The sequence below is a fragment of the Nonomuraea sp. NPDC051941 genome, assembly GCF_044593615.1.
Genome location: NZ_JBIUCF010000045.1, coordinates 14172 through 29321 on the forward strand (window position 1 = coordinate 14172; position 15150 = coordinate 29321).

Sequence of the window (15150 nt, forward strand, 5' to 3'; positions counted from 1 at the left end):
TCACATCCGATGCCAAGTCTCCCCTGGTTCAGGGGCTGATGGGGTCACTTTCCGTGCAGAGTTCGCGACTGGTTGGATATGAATGCAGGACCCCGAGGTCGGCGACGCTCATCACGATCCGTACGCGTGATTCGTCCGCGGCGGCGAGCGCCCTCGGCATCTCGGAGATCATCACGCGGGCGCCGCTCGCGTGGATCCGGTCCCTGAAGGCGCCCGCGTCGAGGTCACACGGCAACGGCCAGGCGACGCCGCCCGCGGCGATCACCGCGTCGGCCGCCACCAGGAGGTCGGCTCCCACGGGCAGGCAGATGAGCACGGCGTCACCCGCGCGCACACCTCGGCGCCGCAGCTGGACGGCCGCGACTGCAGACCTCTCGTCCAGCTGCTCCTCGGTGAGCCTCAGGCCGGTGCCCGAGTCCACCATGACGATGCGCTCATCCATGTGGCCCACGGTAGGGAGGGCCCATCATGCATACATGGGGCGGAATATGCAGATCCCTATGCAGAACCGCGCCACGTTCACTGCGCGACGGTCGGGTGCTCGGCGGCCCAGACCGCGATCTGGGCCCGCGACGTGTAGCCCAGCTTCTCCATGATGTTGGCGATGTGCCGGGCGACCGTGGCGGGGCTGATCACCAGCTCCGTCGCGATGGCGCGGTTGGACAGCCCTCGCGTGAGCAGGCCCGCGACCTCCTGCTCGCGGGCCGTCAGCAGCGAGTGTCTGACCGGCTTGGTCGCCACCGGCGCCTTCTGCGCGATGCGCTCGCCCTCCAGCACGTGGCGGGCGGCGTCGTCGGGGCTCATGGCCCGGCCCCGCGACCAGATCGAGGTGGTGCGGCCGTCGCCCAGCTTGGTGCGGGCCCGGCCGAGCAAATCCTCGATCCTGAGCGTGGGCGACTTCTGCCCGATCGACTCGCGCAGCCTGACCGCCGCGCCCGCGGCCAGCACGGCGCCCTCCAGGTCGCCCTCGCACTCCGCCAGCATCGACAGCCCGACCAGGCACAGGGCCACCCCGTGGCGTTGCCCGGTCTCCCGGCCCAGGGCGAGGCTGGCGGCCAGCCACTCCCGCGCGGCGGCGAACTCGTGCAGCATCGCCGTCACCCTGCCGACCCTGGCCAGGGCGCGCGACAGGTCGAGGTCGCTGCCCAGCTCGCGCAGCCACGGGACGACCATCTCGTAATGGGCCTTGGCGGTCACCAGGTCGCCGCGGAACTCGGCCACCGAGCCGAGCTGGGTGGCGGTCCTGGCCATGATCCACCGGTGGCCGTGCTCGCGAGCCCGGGCGAGCGCCTCCTCGCCGTGCCGCTGCGCCTCACGCAGCCGCCCGCGGGTCAGCGCCACGGCCGACAGCCCGGCCAGCCCCGCCGCCTGGTTCCACGCGTCTCCCGACCGCAGGGCCAGCGCCAGGCCCTCCTCCGCGTGGTGCACCGCGTCCTCGGGCCTGCCCATGCGCAGCAGCACCACGACGATGAGGCTGTGGATGACGCAGCGCGCGAACGTGTTGTCGGTGGTGATCTCGGCCAGGCTCTCCTCGGCCAGCGCCAGGGAGCGGCTCAGCTCGTCCCTGGCCTCCAGGCCGTAGGCGAGGTATCCCCTGGCCTGCGCGATCTGCTCGACGGGCACCTCGGTCAGGTCGAGCGACAGCAGCCGCTCGATCCAGGTGACGATCTCCGTCAGGTTTCCGCAGAGCGGCAGCAGCCCGCTGCTGGCGGCGCAGAGGCGCAGGCCCAGCGGCACGTTGCCGGACTCCACGGACCAGTCGAGCGCCATCCGCTGGTCGTCGACGAGGCGCTTGCTCATGGTCAGCGCCTCGAGGCGGCGCGCCCACGGCACGCCCGGCTCGACCATCTCGGTGACGAAGTGGCGCTCCTGCAGCTCGCAGACCACGTGCAGGTGGCGCTCGCGCAGGACCTCGCGCTCGCCGGCCTTCTGGAGGCACCCCACCGCGTAGCGCTTGATGGTCTCCAGCAGCCAGTAGCGCCTGCGGCTCTCGTCGCACAGCACGAGGGACTTGTCGACCAGCCCGCCGAGCAGATCGACGATCTCCGACACCGAGATGGGCCGCTCGGCGCAGACCTGCTCGGCCAGGTCGAGGTCGAAGTCCCCGGCGAACACCGACAGCCTGCGCAGCAGCACCTGCTCCTTCGCCGACAGCAGGTCGTAGCTCCACTCGACGGCCGCGACCAGCGTGCGCTGCCTGGCGGGGGCGGTGCGGCCGCCGGTGGTGAGCAGCGAGAACCGGTCGTCGATGCGATCGGCGATCTGGCCGGGGCTGAGCAGGCTCGTGCGGGCCGCGGCCAGCTCCAGCGCCAGCGGCAGCCCGTCGAGCGCCCGGCACAGCCGCACCACGTCGGGCAGGCTGCCCGGGCCCAGCCTGGTGCCGGCGGCCGTCGCCCGGTCCAGGAAGAGCTGCACGGACTCCGCCTCGGGACCACCCTGCACGGGCTCATGCTCGGGGCCGCCCTCCCCGGAAGTGCTCTCATCGGGGAGGTCGAGCGGCGGGACCCGCCAGATCAGCTCGCCTGCGATGCGCAGCGGCTCCCTGCTGGTGGCCAGGACGCTCAGGCGCGGGCAGGCCGCGATCAGCTCCGCGGCGACCTCGGCGCACCTGTCGATGAGATGCTCGCAGTTGTCGAGCAGCAGCAGGCAGTGCAGGTCGCGCAGCCGGTCGAGGACGGTGCCGAACACCGGGCGGCCCGCTTCCTCCCGCACGCCGAGCACCCGGCCGATCACCTGGTCGACCAGCTCGGGGTGGCGCAGCCTGGCCAGCTCGACCAGCCAGACGCCGTCGGGGTACGCCGGCACCAGCCCGGCCGCGACCCGCAGGGCCAGGCGGGTCTTGCCGATGCCGCCCACCCCGCACAACGTGACCACGCGCGTCTCGCGGAACAGCCCGCGCAATTCGTCGAGATCGCGCTCGCGACCAACGAACCGGTTGGGCTCCGCCGGAAGATTGTGCCTGGGGGGCTCTGGCATGTGGTCACCCTGCGTCGCTGAAGGATCACACTCTCCCACAGTGTCGCACTTTTCACAGCCCAAGCGAGCTCACGATCGCCCTTTCGTCGACGACACGCAGGACGGGGTCGCCGAGCAGCCGCCTGGCCAGGTCGTACGGCGCGACGACCATGGTGGCCCGGCGCTCCTGGGCCAGCACGCGGCAGCCCACCAGGCTCGGCTCGTGGGCGATGACGACGTGCGCCCCCACCGTCATCGCCAGATCGATCACCCGCAGGCCCCGGAACGGCTCGCTCACCGCGCTGATCACCACGTCCTCCTTGCCGATCACCAGCCGGCCGGCCAGCCTGCGCAGGTCGCTCGCCAGCGTGTGGTGATCGAACACCCGCCCGCCGTCGACGCTGATCGCCGGCCCCGCCAGCGGGCCGTACTCGAGGGCGCGGTCACCGATGAGCGCGGTGAACGGCTTCGCCCCCGGCACGGTCTGGAAGGAGAAGACCCGGTCGACCTTCACCGCGGCGGGGTCGTAGCGGCGCTGGGTGATCATGAAGCGCGCCGTCCCCGAGGCCGCGAGCACCGCCACCCCGCCCGCCCAGGCCACGGAGTGGACCGCCACGGGCAACGACGTGCCGAGCGGGACGTCGACGATCACCTCGTCGCCGAAACGCAGGCCCTGGCGCTGCAGACCCGCCGCGGCGCGGGTGACGCGCCTGGTGAAAGCGGAGTACGACAGCACCTCGCCGGTCCTGACTTCGCTGACCGCCGGTTGGTCCCCCTGGGTCGGCGCGGCGGCCATAACCAGCTCTGTCCAGGTCATGCCGATAATCTAGGGACGGCGGCCCGGCTTGCCATGCGCACAATTGTGCAACCGGCTATGTACGTAGGGCTTAACGTCAGCTTGACATCGAGGATCGCGCTTGACATCGGGGATCCCTCACGTCGCGCCTGTCACCTGGGAGACTCCCATATCCGCACCCGTCCCCCTCGCGTCGCGCCTGCTCTCAGGAGACCCCGTATCCACAACCGCCCCTCTCCTCAGTCGCGCCTGTCATCAGAGGGGATCAACTAGACTTATAAGGCCGCGACTTCGCGCGGCCGCCCCCACGACACAGAGCGAGACGTCATCATGCCTTTGAACAGCCGCGACGACCTGCGGAACATCGCGATCATCGCGCACGTCGACCATGGCAAGACCACGCTTGTGGATGCCATGCTCTGGCAGTCCGGGGCCTTCCGCGCCAACCAGGACGTCGACGACCGCGTCATGGACTCCAACGACCTCGAGCGCGAGAAGGGCATCACCATTCTCGCGAAGAACACCGCGGTCAAGCACGGCGGCATGACCATCAACATCATCGACACTCCCGGCCACGCCGACTTCGGCGGCGAGGTCGAGCGCGGCCTGTCGATGGTCGACGGCGTGGTGCTGCTGGTCGACGCCTCCGAGGGGCCGCTGCCGCAGACCCGCTTCGTGCTGCGCAAGGCGCTGGCCGCGAAGATGCCGGTCATCCTGTGCATCAACAAGGTCGACCGCCCCGACGCCCGCATCAAGGACGTCGTGGACGAGGTCTACGAGCTGTTCATGGACCTCGACGCCACGGAGGAGCAGATCGACTTCCCGATCGTCTACGCCTCCGCCAAGGCCGGCCGGGCCTCCATGGAGCGCCCCGAAGACGGCGGCATGCCCGACTCGACGGACCTCGAGCCGCTGTTCGACATCATCAAGTCGACCATCCCCGCGCCGACGTACGACCCGAGCGCGCCGCTCCAGGCCCACGTCACCAACCTCGACGCCTCCTCCTACCTCGGCCGCATCGCGCTGTGCCGCATCCACCAGGGCGTCATGCGCAAGGGCCAGCAGGTGGCCTGGTGCCGCACCGACGGCACGATCCAGCGCGTCAAGATCACCGAGCTGCTCATGACCGAGGCCCTGGAGCGCAAGCCGGCCGAGGAGGCGGGTCCCGGCGACATCATCGCCATCGCCGGCATCCCCGACATCATGATCGGCGAGACGCTGGCCGACCCCGAGGACCCGCGCCCGCTGCCGCTGATCACGGTGGACGAGCCGGCCATCTCGATGACCATCGGCACCAACACCTCGCCCCTGGTCGGCAAGGTCAAGGGGTCCAAGGTCACCGCCCGCATGGTGAAGGACCGCCTCGAAAAGGAGCTGGTCGGCAACGTGTCGCTGCGCGTGCTGCCCACCGACCGGCCCGACGCCTGGGAGGTGCAGGGCCGCGGCGAGCTGGCGCTGGCCATCCTGGTCGAGCAGATGCGCCGCGAGGGCTACGAGCTGACCGTCGGCAAGCCGCAGGTCGTCACCAAGACCATCGACGGCAAGGTGCACGAGCCGGTCGAGCGCCTGACGGTCGACTGCCCCGAGGAATACCTCGGCGCGGTCACCCAGCTCCTGGCCGTGCGCAAGGGCCGCATGGAGCACATGACCAACCACGGCACCGGCTGGATCCGGATGGAGTTCGTGGTCCCGGCGCGCGGCCTGATCGGCTTCCGCACCGAGTTCCTCACCGAGACGCGCGGCACCGGCCTGGTGCACCACGTGTTCGACTCGTACGAGCCCTGGTTCGGCGAGCTGCGCACCCGCAACAACGGTTCCCTGGTGGCCGACAGGTCCGGCCCGGTGACCGCGTTCGCGATGCTCAACCTGCAGGAGCGCGGCACGCTGTTCGTCTCGCCGACGACCGAGGTCTACGAAGGCATGATCATCGGCGAGAACTCCCGGTCCGACGACATGGACGTGAACATCACCAAGGAGAAGAAGCTCACCAACATGCGCTCCTCCACCAGCGAGGAGACGGAGAAGGTGATCCCGCCGCGCGTCCTCTCGCTGGAGCAGGCGCTGGAGTTCATCCGCGAGGACGAGTGCGTGGAGATCACTCCGGAGCACGTGCGCATTCGCAAGGTCGTGCTCGACGCCGCCACGCGCGGTCGCGCCGCGGCCCGCGCCAAGCGCGCCTGAGCTTTTTCTTCGCTTTTTTCGGTGTAAGCCCGGCCGGTAAGGCTTCCGGCTTCGCCATGGGCGATGAATGAGCCCGCCGGTCAAGAAAAGGGGTCATGGTGAAAAGCTGTAATCACACCGTGACCCCGTGACATAGAACATTCCGCCATTCCGGAGAATCATCCAATTTGTGGGAACGCTCCGGATGGCAACTGCGTTCGGGCTGGCTCTGGTGTCGTTGGGGGCGATCGTTTGGTGCACCGTCGTAGCCAGACCGGTGGCGGGTCCCGTGCTGCCCAAGAGCACGGCGGTGCCCAACCCGTGGGTGGCGGCCGCCGCCCGCGCCGACCCTCTCGTGGGCTGGGCCCGCAAGGCCACCACCGAGGTGACGCTCACCAGGGCGACTGAGCGCGACCTGGACCCGGTGCCCAAGGGGCGGATCGATCCCCGCCAGCGACAGGTCAAGGTGACCGTCGTACACCGGCTCCAGATGGCGCCCAAGGACCCGCTCACCGAGGCGCTGCGCCAGGGCAGCGGGTTCCCGGGCACGCTTCAGCAGGTCACCGACGCAGCGTTCGGCGCGATCAAGGTGGGCGGGCCCGGGCTGGCACCCACGACGCGCCTGGCGCCGATCCTGATCTCCGATTCCACCGGGACCACGGCCAGGTTCGCCGTGACGCTGCTGCGGCAGGTCAAGGCGGACGAACTGCTGAAGCTCGACTTCACCGCGCCCGGCGCGGTCCCGCTGATCGTCACCTCGCGCTCGATCGCCGTGCTGCCCGGTGAGTGGACGGTGCTGCGGCTGGCGGGGATCACGCCGGAGCGGGAGCAGGAAGAGCGGCTGGAGTTCACCATCGGGGCGTACCCGGTGAGCATGACGCTGGCGCCGGACTCGTTCGGGTTCGCCGACACGGTCGTGGAGGACGACTTCTCGTGGGCCACCGCGCTCGGCGTGCTCACCGCGATCGCTCTCGTCGCCTTCCTCCTGCGCTCGCTCGGGCGCGGGTGGTGGGCGCGGCTGGCCAACAGGGAGCTGTTCGTCGGGCTCGTCCTGGCGGCGCCCACGCTGCTGATCCCGCTGTTCGCCGAGGACTGGTCGGCGGTCGCGTACGTGATCCTCTTCGTCGCGGTGCCCGCGTTCGCGCTGCGGCACGCGGGACGGGTGCTGCCCACCAGCCCGCCGTGGAACACGCGCGACCTGCTGGTCGTGACCGGGCTGGGCGTGGTGGTCGGGCTCGGCATGCTGGCCTGGTCGTGGCTGCACGGGCAGCTGCCGGGGCAGACGCTGCTGGCCGGAGGGGCGGTGGCGGCCGTGGCCGCGGCCGGGTCCGCGGTGGCGTTCAGCGTGGACCTGGGGGTCAGGCCGGTGATCGTACGGCTGGCCGTGCTGTCGGCCGAGGCCGCGATCGGACTGCTCGCGCTGGCGCTGTGGCTGCGGGCGCTGCTGACCGGGGTGTACCCGCCGGACAGCGTCCGGCTGGTGCTGGCGCTGAGCTGGGCGATGATCCCGGTCGCCGCCCTCGCCGTGGCCACCAAGCAGTGGACGCGTGGCGCGGTGGCCGGCGCGGTGATCGTGAGCCTGCTGGTCCAGGGCTGGCCGACCGAATGGCTGGACTCGGGGTCGTGGAGCCTGGCGGTGTCGCAACCCGAACCCCGGATCGGCAGCCTGGTGCTCACCCCGCTCGTGCGCGGGGTGCTCGGGCTGCTGCTGCTGGGGTTCCTGATGCTGGTGCTGCGGCTGCGGCGGCTCGGCGACGAGCTCTCCGCGATCGACAACCCGGTCGCCGAGTCGACCATGATCGCCGTACTGATGGTGCTGTACATCACGCCCGGCGGCAGCACGACCCTGGCGGACATCGACGTGCCGCTGCCGCTGCTGGCGATCACCTCGATCGTCGCCTGGGCGAGCGCGCGCTGGCTGCTCTCCGGGCCGCGCCCCGTACTCGCCGAGCCCGCCTCGCAGGAGGAGCACCGCCGGCTCGTCAGGGCCGCCCTGCACAAGCGGCTGCTGCTGGTGGCCGAGCAGGAGCTGTACCGCGTCGGACGCGGCAGCATCGGCTCGGGCGAGATGTCGATGACGGACTTCGACGAGCGGCGGGACGCCCTGGAGGAGGCGCTGCGGCAGCACGGCCGGCACCCGGAGACCGCCTTCGCCACGGCCGCCGGCTGCACGCCCTGGCACAACGGCGTGCACGCCTTCGCCGCGAGCCTGCTGCTGAGCCTGCCTTTCGCGATCGTGTACGGGTGGCCGGACGGGGCCGACCTGACCAGCTTCATCTTCGACGCGCGCTACCTGATCACGCTGCCGGCCTTCGGCTTCCTGTTCGGCTACTTCTACCCGCGCCTGCGCGGCACCCAGCCGATGACCAAGGCCCTCCACCTGATCGCCGCGGCCCTGCTCACGGAGCTGTCCGGCTACCTGTCCACCCTGGTGGAGCCGGACATCGGGGCCTTCGACAAGGTGCAGGTGGTGGGGATCGTGGTGGGTCAGGTGACCATGGTCTGCGTCGGGCTGGGGCTGTACTGGGAGTGGCGCCTCATGCACCTGGCCGGGGAACCGTGGGCCCGGGTCCGCAACCTCCGCAGCGTCCGCAGCCTGGCGGCCCCCGCCCTGGCCATCGTCGTAGCGGCCGGCACCACCGCCGCCACCTCCGCGGCCGGCCAAACCGTCGACCGCATCCTCAAGGGCGACCAAATCACCACCACCGCCCCCCGCTGACCACGGCGGAAGGGTCAGCGGCGGGGGAGTTCGCTGCCGCGGACGTGGGCGCAGAGCCAGTCGACCAGGGGGCCGTACGCGCGCCACGTACGTGACACGCGCTCGCGCACCTCCGTCGTGTGCACCCACGGCTCCGGCTCCCAGCGCACCCCCGCGTAGAGCGACTTGTGCCGCAGCAGCTCGATCCGCGGATGGTCCTCCGAGAAGCCCCGCGGCTTGGTCTTGAGGCGCTCCCCGCCCAGCTCGTAACCGGCGGACACCAGCTCCCCCGTCATCGACTCCAGGGGCTTGCCGGTCAGGTCCTCGTCCACCGCGGCCCGGTAGCGGGCCACCTGGTCGGGCGCCTGGGTGTAGAAGCCCCCGGCCGTGTAGATCCCGGCCGCGCTCAGCTCCACGTAGAGCCCGATCCCCGGCTGGAGGTCCACGAACGCGCCCTGATGGGTCTTGTACGGCGATTTGTCCTTGGAGAAGCGCACATCACGATAGGGCCGGAAGAGCTGCGCCGCTCCGAACTCGGCGGCCAGCTCGTCCGTGAGCGCGAGCATCGGCTCCCGCACCGCCTCCTCGTAGAGGTGCTTGTGCCGCGTGAAGTAGGTCTTCGAGTTGTCCGCCTCGAGCCCCTCGTAGAACAGGAAAGCCTCATCAGGGAAGCCGCTGAAACCCATGCTCCCAAGGGTGCCACGCCGCACCGACACCTCGGGTCACCGCTCGGTGTACGTCCGGCCCGGCGACGGCGTCTTGCCGTAGAGCTCCGAAACCGTGACGAACGTGAAGCCCTTCCGGTCAAGGATGTCGAGAATGGCGGGCACGGCCTCCACCGTCGTCCGATGGATGTCGTGCATGAGGACGATCGATCCGGACTTGGCCTCGCCGGCCCGCCGGGCCACGGCCGCGGGGACCCGGTGCAGCCAGTCGAGGGTGTCGACGCTCCAGAGGATCTCCGCCAGCCCCTCGTCGCGCGCCTCCGCGGCGACGGCGGCGTTGGTCGACCCGTACGGCGGCCGCATGAGGTGCATCCGCACCCCGGTCAGCTTGAACACGAGGTCGTTGGTGTGCCGGAGCTGCCGCCGCACGTCGTCGTGCGACAGCCCGGCGAGCGCGGGATGGCTCCAGGAGTGGTTGCCGAGCTCGTGGCCGTCCTCGACGATGCGCCGGACGAGCCGGCCGCCCTTGTCGGCCGCCACCATCTGCCCGATGACGAAGAACGTGGCCTTGACGTCACGCTTGCGCAGCATGTCGAGCAGCCGCCCGGTGTACTCGCCGGGCCCGTCGTCGAAGGTCAGGGCCACACACTTGAGCCTCGCGCAGTCGAACTTGCGGCTGCGCGGCCAGCCGGACCCGTACTGCATCGACACCAGCCGCTTGGCGAGCACCGCCGGATCGACGACGGCCGCCTTGTACGGCACGATCGGCGCCTCGGTCTGATGGCGGCTCGCCACCGAGCAGGTGACGCAGACTGCCAGAGCGAGCAGGGCCAGCGGCAAAGCCCATACGCGCATGGTTCCCCCCGAAGCGCCGCGCGCGGGGGCCTATGGATAGTCCTGGACCGGTTTCCCCCGCAAGTCCCTGGCCAGGTCGTCCCACCAGAGTGGGATATCGGCCTGCAGTTCCTTGTAGCGGCGCGCCACGCGCATGGCACATCCGACCGGATCCGTACCCAGATGCCGACGTTTCACCGGTCCTTCCTGCCAACGGTAAAAACCATCTCTATACCGAACGACCAGGCCTATCCATACCGAGATAGTCGCTCCGTCCCCTACCTCGTACGCGCTGGTGACGCCCAGAGCGCGAAGCTCCGACTGGAGCTTCTCCGTCGCCGCGAGGGCCTCACTCACACGCCACCCCCTGCCCACGTTCCGCCACACCAGGGATGTACCCAACAACGGGCATCAGCCGTCCAAAGCATGAGTAATCGTCAACGACCGCTGGGTGAAGCCGGGGGTCTGCTCCGAGGGTCCCGTCCGGCTGTGGGGAGGCCGGTCATCGGCCGTGGGAGGGCCAGAGCGACACGGTCACCGGGCGCGCGTCACAGGGCACCGCCATCGCACACCTCCTGTCACGTCAGCCTCACCGACCGCAAATATTACTGGCTGTTACCAAGGTTTTCCATGCCGTCCCGGAAGGAGAAGCAGCGGTTATTGGTCCTGGGTGTCGCGCGGCTCCGCGACGACCATCACGAACCTGAGGTCCTCGGTGCCCCGGTTGGCGTAGCGATGGGGCCGGTCGGCCGTGAAGAGCACGGCGTCGTCCTTGCCGATCACGTGGCTCTTGCCGTACACGGTGAGTGTCAACTCCCCGTCGAGGACGGTCAGCATCTCGCGGGTGCCCGGCGGGTGGGCGTCGCCGTCGTGGTGCTCGCCGGGCGGCATCCGCCAGTCCCACAGCTCCAGGATCATCGGCACGTCGGCGCCGACCAGCAGCCGCGCCCGCACGTCCCCCTGGTCGAACGTGACCACGTCGGCCTTGCTCACGATCCGCACCGTCGGCACGTCGGCGACCTCGACGAGCCGGGCCACGGTGACGCCCAGGGCGGAGGCGATCCGGGTGAGGGTGGAGACGCTCGGGTTCGTCCTGCCCTGCTCCACCTGGACCAGCATGCCCCTGCTCACCCCCGACCGGGCGGCGAGGGCGTCGAGCGTCAGCCCCCGGTGTGCCCGCTGGGCCCGGACGTTGCTGGCGATGGCCTGGTTGATCAGGTCTGGATCTTCCACGCAGTGCAGTCTAGTGAATCCGATTTGCAATGGAATGTACTCTGTGTGTTGTACTGACAGTGCAACCTGTTGAACCAAAGGGGGGAATACCGGTGACGGTGATCCTGGCGACCGCCTGCGCGGTGGTGTACGGCACGGCCGACTTCTTCGGCGGCCTGGCCACCCGCCGATCCCAAGTGCTGTCGGTCGTCGTGCTGTCGCAGATCGCGGGCCTGGTGCTGATCCTCGCCCTGCTGCCGGTGCTGCCCGGCACGGCCGGCGCCGCCGCCCTGTCGTGGGGCCTGGCGGCGGGCCTGGCGGGCGCGGCCGGGCTGGTGCTGTTCTACCGGGCGCTGGCCACGGGCGTCATGTCGGTGGTCGCCCCGACGACCGCGGTCACCTCGGCGGCGCTGCCCGTGGTGTTCGGGCTGGCGACGGGCGAGCGGCCGGCGTTCTGGGCGCTCGTGGGCATCGCGCTGGCGCTCTGCTCGGTGCTGCTGGTCAGCCAGGACAGGTCCACGGACCGGCAGGGCTCCCTGGCCTCGGTGCTGACCGCGCTGGCGGCCGGGGCCGGGTTCGGCGGGTTCTTCATCCTGCTGGCCATGGCGCCGGACGATGCCGGGCTGTGGCCGCTGGTCGGCGCCAGAGTGTCGTCGATCACGACGGTGGCGCTGCTGGCCCTGGTCACGCGGCGCGCGCTCAGGCCCGGCCCGGGCTCCCTGCACATCATCGTGGCGGCGGGCGTGCTCGACATGGCGGCCAATGTCCTGTACCTGCTGGCCCAGCAGGACGGCCTGCTCAGCCTGGTCGCCGTGCTGGTGTCGCTGTATCCCGCGAGCACCCTGCTGCTGGCCAGACAGGTGCTGGGAGAGCGGCTGCGGGCCATCCAGGTGGCCGGTGTGGCCTGCGCGCTCGGGGCGGTGGCGCTGATAGCCGTTGCGCAGCACCTCTAGCGCTTGCTACGTTTCGCCCGTGCGCCCTGACCGGGCACCTTCGGACGGCGAGTCGCTACGGCACATCGCGGTGCCGCACGACTCGGACGAGACCTTCGTGAGGCTCGCCACCCCGCGCGTGCGTTCCGCCCTCGACGAGGGCAGGCACGTGCTGGTGATCACGTGCGCGGACAAGCTCGCCCTGCTGCACGACGCCCTCGGCCGCGACGCCGGGCGCATCGACAGCAGGGTCTCGACCGGCTGGTACGGCCACCCGTACCGCACCCTGGCCGCCTATCACGAGTACACCCGCGACCGCCGCACCCTCGTCATCGGCGAGCCCGACTGGGAGGGCAGGAGCGAGCGCGACATCAGGGAGCTGATCCGCTACGAGTCGGTGGTCAACGCCGCGCTCCGCCCGGCGGCGGCGATCATGATGTGCCTGTACGACGTGCGCCGCGCCCCCAGGACCGCGCTCGACTTCGGCCCGGTCAGCCACCCGTTTCTCCTGGGCACGGACGGCGAGGCGGCCAGCACCCGCTTCGTCGAGCCCCACGAGCTGGTCCTGAACGGCGACCGCGCGCCCCTGCCCGCGCCGGCCGACGGCGCCGAGACCATCCCCTTCACGGCCCGGGAGCTGAAGCGGCTGCGCCAGAGCGTGGGCGACTACGCCAGAGCGGCCGGCATGGACCGCAACCTGATCACCTCGCTCGTGATCAGCGTGTCCGAGATCGCCGCGAACAGCATCGAGCACGGCGCCGGGCACGGCATGATCACGATGTGGGTGAGCGACGGGGAGCTGGTCTGCGAGGTCGCCGACCCGGGCGGCGACCTGGACGACCCGTTACCCGGCTACATACCACCTGAGCCCGAATCCCCTCGGGGATACGGGCTCTGGATCAGCCGGCAGCTCTGCGATCTCGTACAGCTGCGCAATGAAGGCGGCGTGTTACGCGTCCGCCTTCATTTCATGATGGGGTCGTAGGGGTCTTCACGCGGCGCGCTGGGCGGGGAGCCGTACGGCGCCTTCCTCGCGGGCGTACTCCTCGAGCATGCCGCGCAGCTGGCGGCGGCCCCGGTGGAGGCGGGACATGACCGTGCCGATGGGCGTGCCCATGCGGTCGGCGATCTCCTTGTACGCGAACCCCTCCACGTCGGCCAGGTAGACGGCCACGCGGAAGTCCTCGGGCAGCGAACGCAGGGCGTTCATCACGACGTTGTCGGGCAGCCGGTCGAGCGCCTCGGTCTCGGCCGAGCGCAGGCCCGTCGAGCTGTGCGACTCGGCGGCGTGCAGCTGCCAGTCCTCGATGTCCTCGGCGGCCGACAACTTGGGCGAACGCTGCTTCTTGCGGTAGTCGTTGATGAAGTTGTTGGTGAGGATCCGGTGCAGCCACGCCTTGAGGTTGGTGCCCTCCCGGAACTGGTGGTACGAGGTGTACGCCTTGGCCACCGTCTCCTGCACCAGGTCCTCCGCGTCAGCGGCGTTGCGGGTGAGGCGCATGGCGGAGGCGAACAGCTGCGACGTCACGGGCACGACATCGCGCTCGAACCAGTCCTGACGCTGCTCATCGGTCATAGTGATCAATTCATTCCCCCTTGCGCTATCCCCCGTTTCGGCACAAGCCGCCTGCGGGCGGTTTCCATCATGGCAAGTCCCAGGTAAGGGACGCGTTAGAGGTTCCGCCTTGGTCAGAGGGGGTTTCCGTCCATCTGCTCGCGGCGTGTGTCGTCACGTCCACGGCCGGACAAGTCTCAGTATCATAACACTACCCACCCAATTTTGCAGTAATAGTGGCAAGAGTCACATGGGATAGCGTATGGGCATGAGTTTTGTGGACCGTCACGACCTTGCTTCGCGCCACTGGGTGACAGACGCCATACGCAAGGTCGAGGCCGATGCCAACCGTAGCTGCGACACACATCTGCACGTCTTTCCGCTTCCCTCGCACTGGGGTGTAAACCTCTACTTGAAAGACGAGTCGGTACACCCAACGGGTTCACTCAAACATCGACTTGCTCGATCCTTGTTCCTGTACGGCCTGGCGAACGGCTGGATCGGGCCCGCCACGACGATCGTGGAGGCGTCGAGCGGATCCACGGCCGTCAGCGAGGCGTACTTCGCCCGGCTGCTGGGCCTGCCGTTCATCGCGGTCATGCCCGCGTCCACGTCGCCGGAGAAGTGTCACCTCATCGAGTTCTACGGCGGGAAGTGTCACCTCGTGACCGACCCTCGCGCGATCTATGACGAATCTCACCGTCTGGCCGCCGAGACCGGCGGCCATTTCATGGACCAGTTCACCTACGCGGAGCGGGCGACCGACTGGCGCGGGAACAACAACATCGCCGAGTCCATCTATTCCCAGATGTCCATGGAGCCCCACCCGGAGCCCTCCTGGATCGTGGTGGGCGCCGGCACCGGCGGCACGTCGTCGACCATCGGCCGCTACATCCGCTACCGCCGCCACCCCACCCGCCTGGCCGTCGTCGACCCGGAGGGCTCGGCCTTCTACCCGAGCTGGGTCTCCGGCGACACCTCGGTCACCGCGCGGGGCTCCCGCGTCGAGGGCATCGGCCGCCCGCGCGTGGAGCCCTCGTTCCAGCCGTCCGTCATCGACCGCATGATCGCCGTCCCCGACGCCCGCTCGATCGCCGCCATGCACTGGACGCGCGAGGTCACGGGCCTGGACGTCGGCGGCTCCACGGGCACGAACATGGCGGCCTGCGTGGACCTCATCCAGGAGATGCGCTCGGCGGGCGAGCAGGGCAGCATCGTCACCCTGGTCTGCGACAGCGGCGACCGATACCGGGGCACGTACGGCAACCCGGGGTGGCTCGCCGACCAGGGCCTGGACGTCGAACCCCACCTGGACGAGCTCCGCGCGTTCCTGCCGGACTGAG

At 70.0% G+C, this 15150-nt stretch carries 12 protein-coding genes; 5 read left to right on the forward strand and 7 right to left on the reverse strand.

The features are described from left to right. Nucleotides 1-28: 28 nt before the first annotated feature. From ACIHFD_RS50515 to ACIHFD_RS50525, 3 genes are all read right to left on the reverse strand, one after another. Entirely contained in the window at nucleotides 29-442 is a 414-nt protein-coding gene (locus tag ACIHFD_RS50515; protein WP_397373008.1) for an AMP-binding protein, read from the reverse strand. Nucleotides 443-519: 77 nt separating this feature from the next. After that, nucleotides 520-2976, reverse strand: a complete 2457-nt coding sequence (locus ACIHFD_RS50520; RefSeq protein WP_397373009.1) for a LuxR C-terminal-related transcriptional regulator — start codon at nucleotides 2974-2976, stop codon at nucleotides 520-522. 52 nt (nucleotides 2977-3028) lie between these two features. Next, nucleotides 3029-3772 carry an AMP-binding protein gene (locus ACIHFD_RS50525; protein ID WP_397373010.1) on the reverse strand — a complete coding sequence of 248 codons (744 nt, stop codon included), beginning with the start codon at nucleotides 3770-3772 and terminating at the stop codon, nucleotides 3029-3031. A 309-nt stretch (nucleotides 3773-4081) separates the two neighbouring features. On the opposite strand from ACIHFD_RS50525, the gene typA reads away from it, so the two are divergent. Next, nucleotides 4082-5932: a translational GTPase TypA gene (gene typA, locus ACIHFD_RS50530; RefSeq protein WP_350729768.1), complete on the forward strand. Its 1851-nt coding sequence runs from the start codon at nucleotides 4082-4084 to the stop codon at nucleotides 5930-5932. A gap of 184 nt (nucleotides 5933-6116) precedes the next feature. After that, the gene (locus tag ACIHFD_RS50535) at nucleotides 6117-8630 is read left to right on the forward strand and encodes a hypothetical protein (RefSeq protein ID WP_397373011.1); all 2514 of its coding nucleotides are present in this window, start codon (nucleotides 6117-6119) and stop codon (nucleotides 8628-8630) included. Nucleotides 8631-8644: 14 nt separating this feature from the next. Here ACIHFD_RS50535 and ACIHFD_RS50540 read toward each other — a convergent pair whose 3' ends face one another. From ACIHFD_RS50540 to ACIHFD_RS50550, 3 genes are all read right to left on the reverse strand, one after another. Next, nucleotides 8645-9295, reverse strand: a complete 651-nt coding sequence (locus tag ACIHFD_RS50540; protein ID WP_397373012.1) for a DUF2461 domain-containing protein — start codon at nucleotides 9293-9295, stop codon at nucleotides 8645-8647. A 36-nt stretch (nucleotides 9296-9331) separates the two neighbouring features. Further along, on the reverse strand, nucleotides 9332-10129 hold the full coding sequence (locus ACIHFD_RS50545; protein ID WP_397373013.1) for a polysaccharide deacetylase family protein: 798 nt from the start codon (nucleotides 10127-10129) through the stop codon (nucleotides 9332-9334). 636 nt (nucleotides 10130-10765) lie between these two features. After that, nucleotides 10766-11341: an XRE family transcriptional regulator gene (locus tag ACIHFD_RS50550; protein WP_350729761.1), complete on the reverse strand. Its 576-nt coding sequence runs from the start codon at nucleotides 11339-11341 to the stop codon at nucleotides 10766-10768. Nucleotides 11342-11433: 92 nt separating this feature from the next. Between ACIHFD_RS50550 and ACIHFD_RS50555 the strand changes: the two genes are divergently transcribed. Both ACIHFD_RS50555 and ACIHFD_RS50560 read left to right on the forward strand, forming a co-directional pair. Then, nucleotides 11434-12273: a DMT family transporter gene (locus ACIHFD_RS50555; RefSeq protein ID WP_350729759.1), complete on the forward strand. Its 840-nt coding sequence runs from the start codon at nucleotides 11434-11436 to the stop codon at nucleotides 12271-12273. Between the two features lie 19 nt (nucleotides 12274-12292). Further along, on the forward strand, nucleotides 12293-13237 hold the full coding sequence (locus ACIHFD_RS50560) for an anti-sigma factor RsbA family regulatory protein (protein WP_397373014.1): 945 nt from the start codon (nucleotides 12293-12295) through the stop codon (nucleotides 13235-13237). 6 nt (nucleotides 13238-13243) lie between these two features. Here the strand turns inward: ACIHFD_RS50560 and ACIHFD_RS50565 are convergent, their stop codons facing one another. Continuing rightward, on the reverse strand, nucleotides 13244-13828 hold the full coding sequence (locus tag ACIHFD_RS50565) for a sigma-70 family RNA polymerase sigma factor (protein WP_350729756.1): 585 nt from the start codon (nucleotides 13826-13828) through the stop codon (nucleotides 13244-13246). 247 nt (nucleotides 13829-14075) lie between these two features. Between ACIHFD_RS50565 and ACIHFD_RS50570 the strand changes: the two genes are divergently transcribed. Beyond that, nucleotides 14076-15149: a PLP-dependent cysteine synthase family protein gene (locus tag ACIHFD_RS50570; protein ID WP_397373015.1), complete on the forward strand. Its 1074-nt coding sequence runs from the start codon at nucleotides 14076-14078 to the stop codon at nucleotides 15147-15149. Nucleotide 15150: the final 1 nt, after the last annotated feature.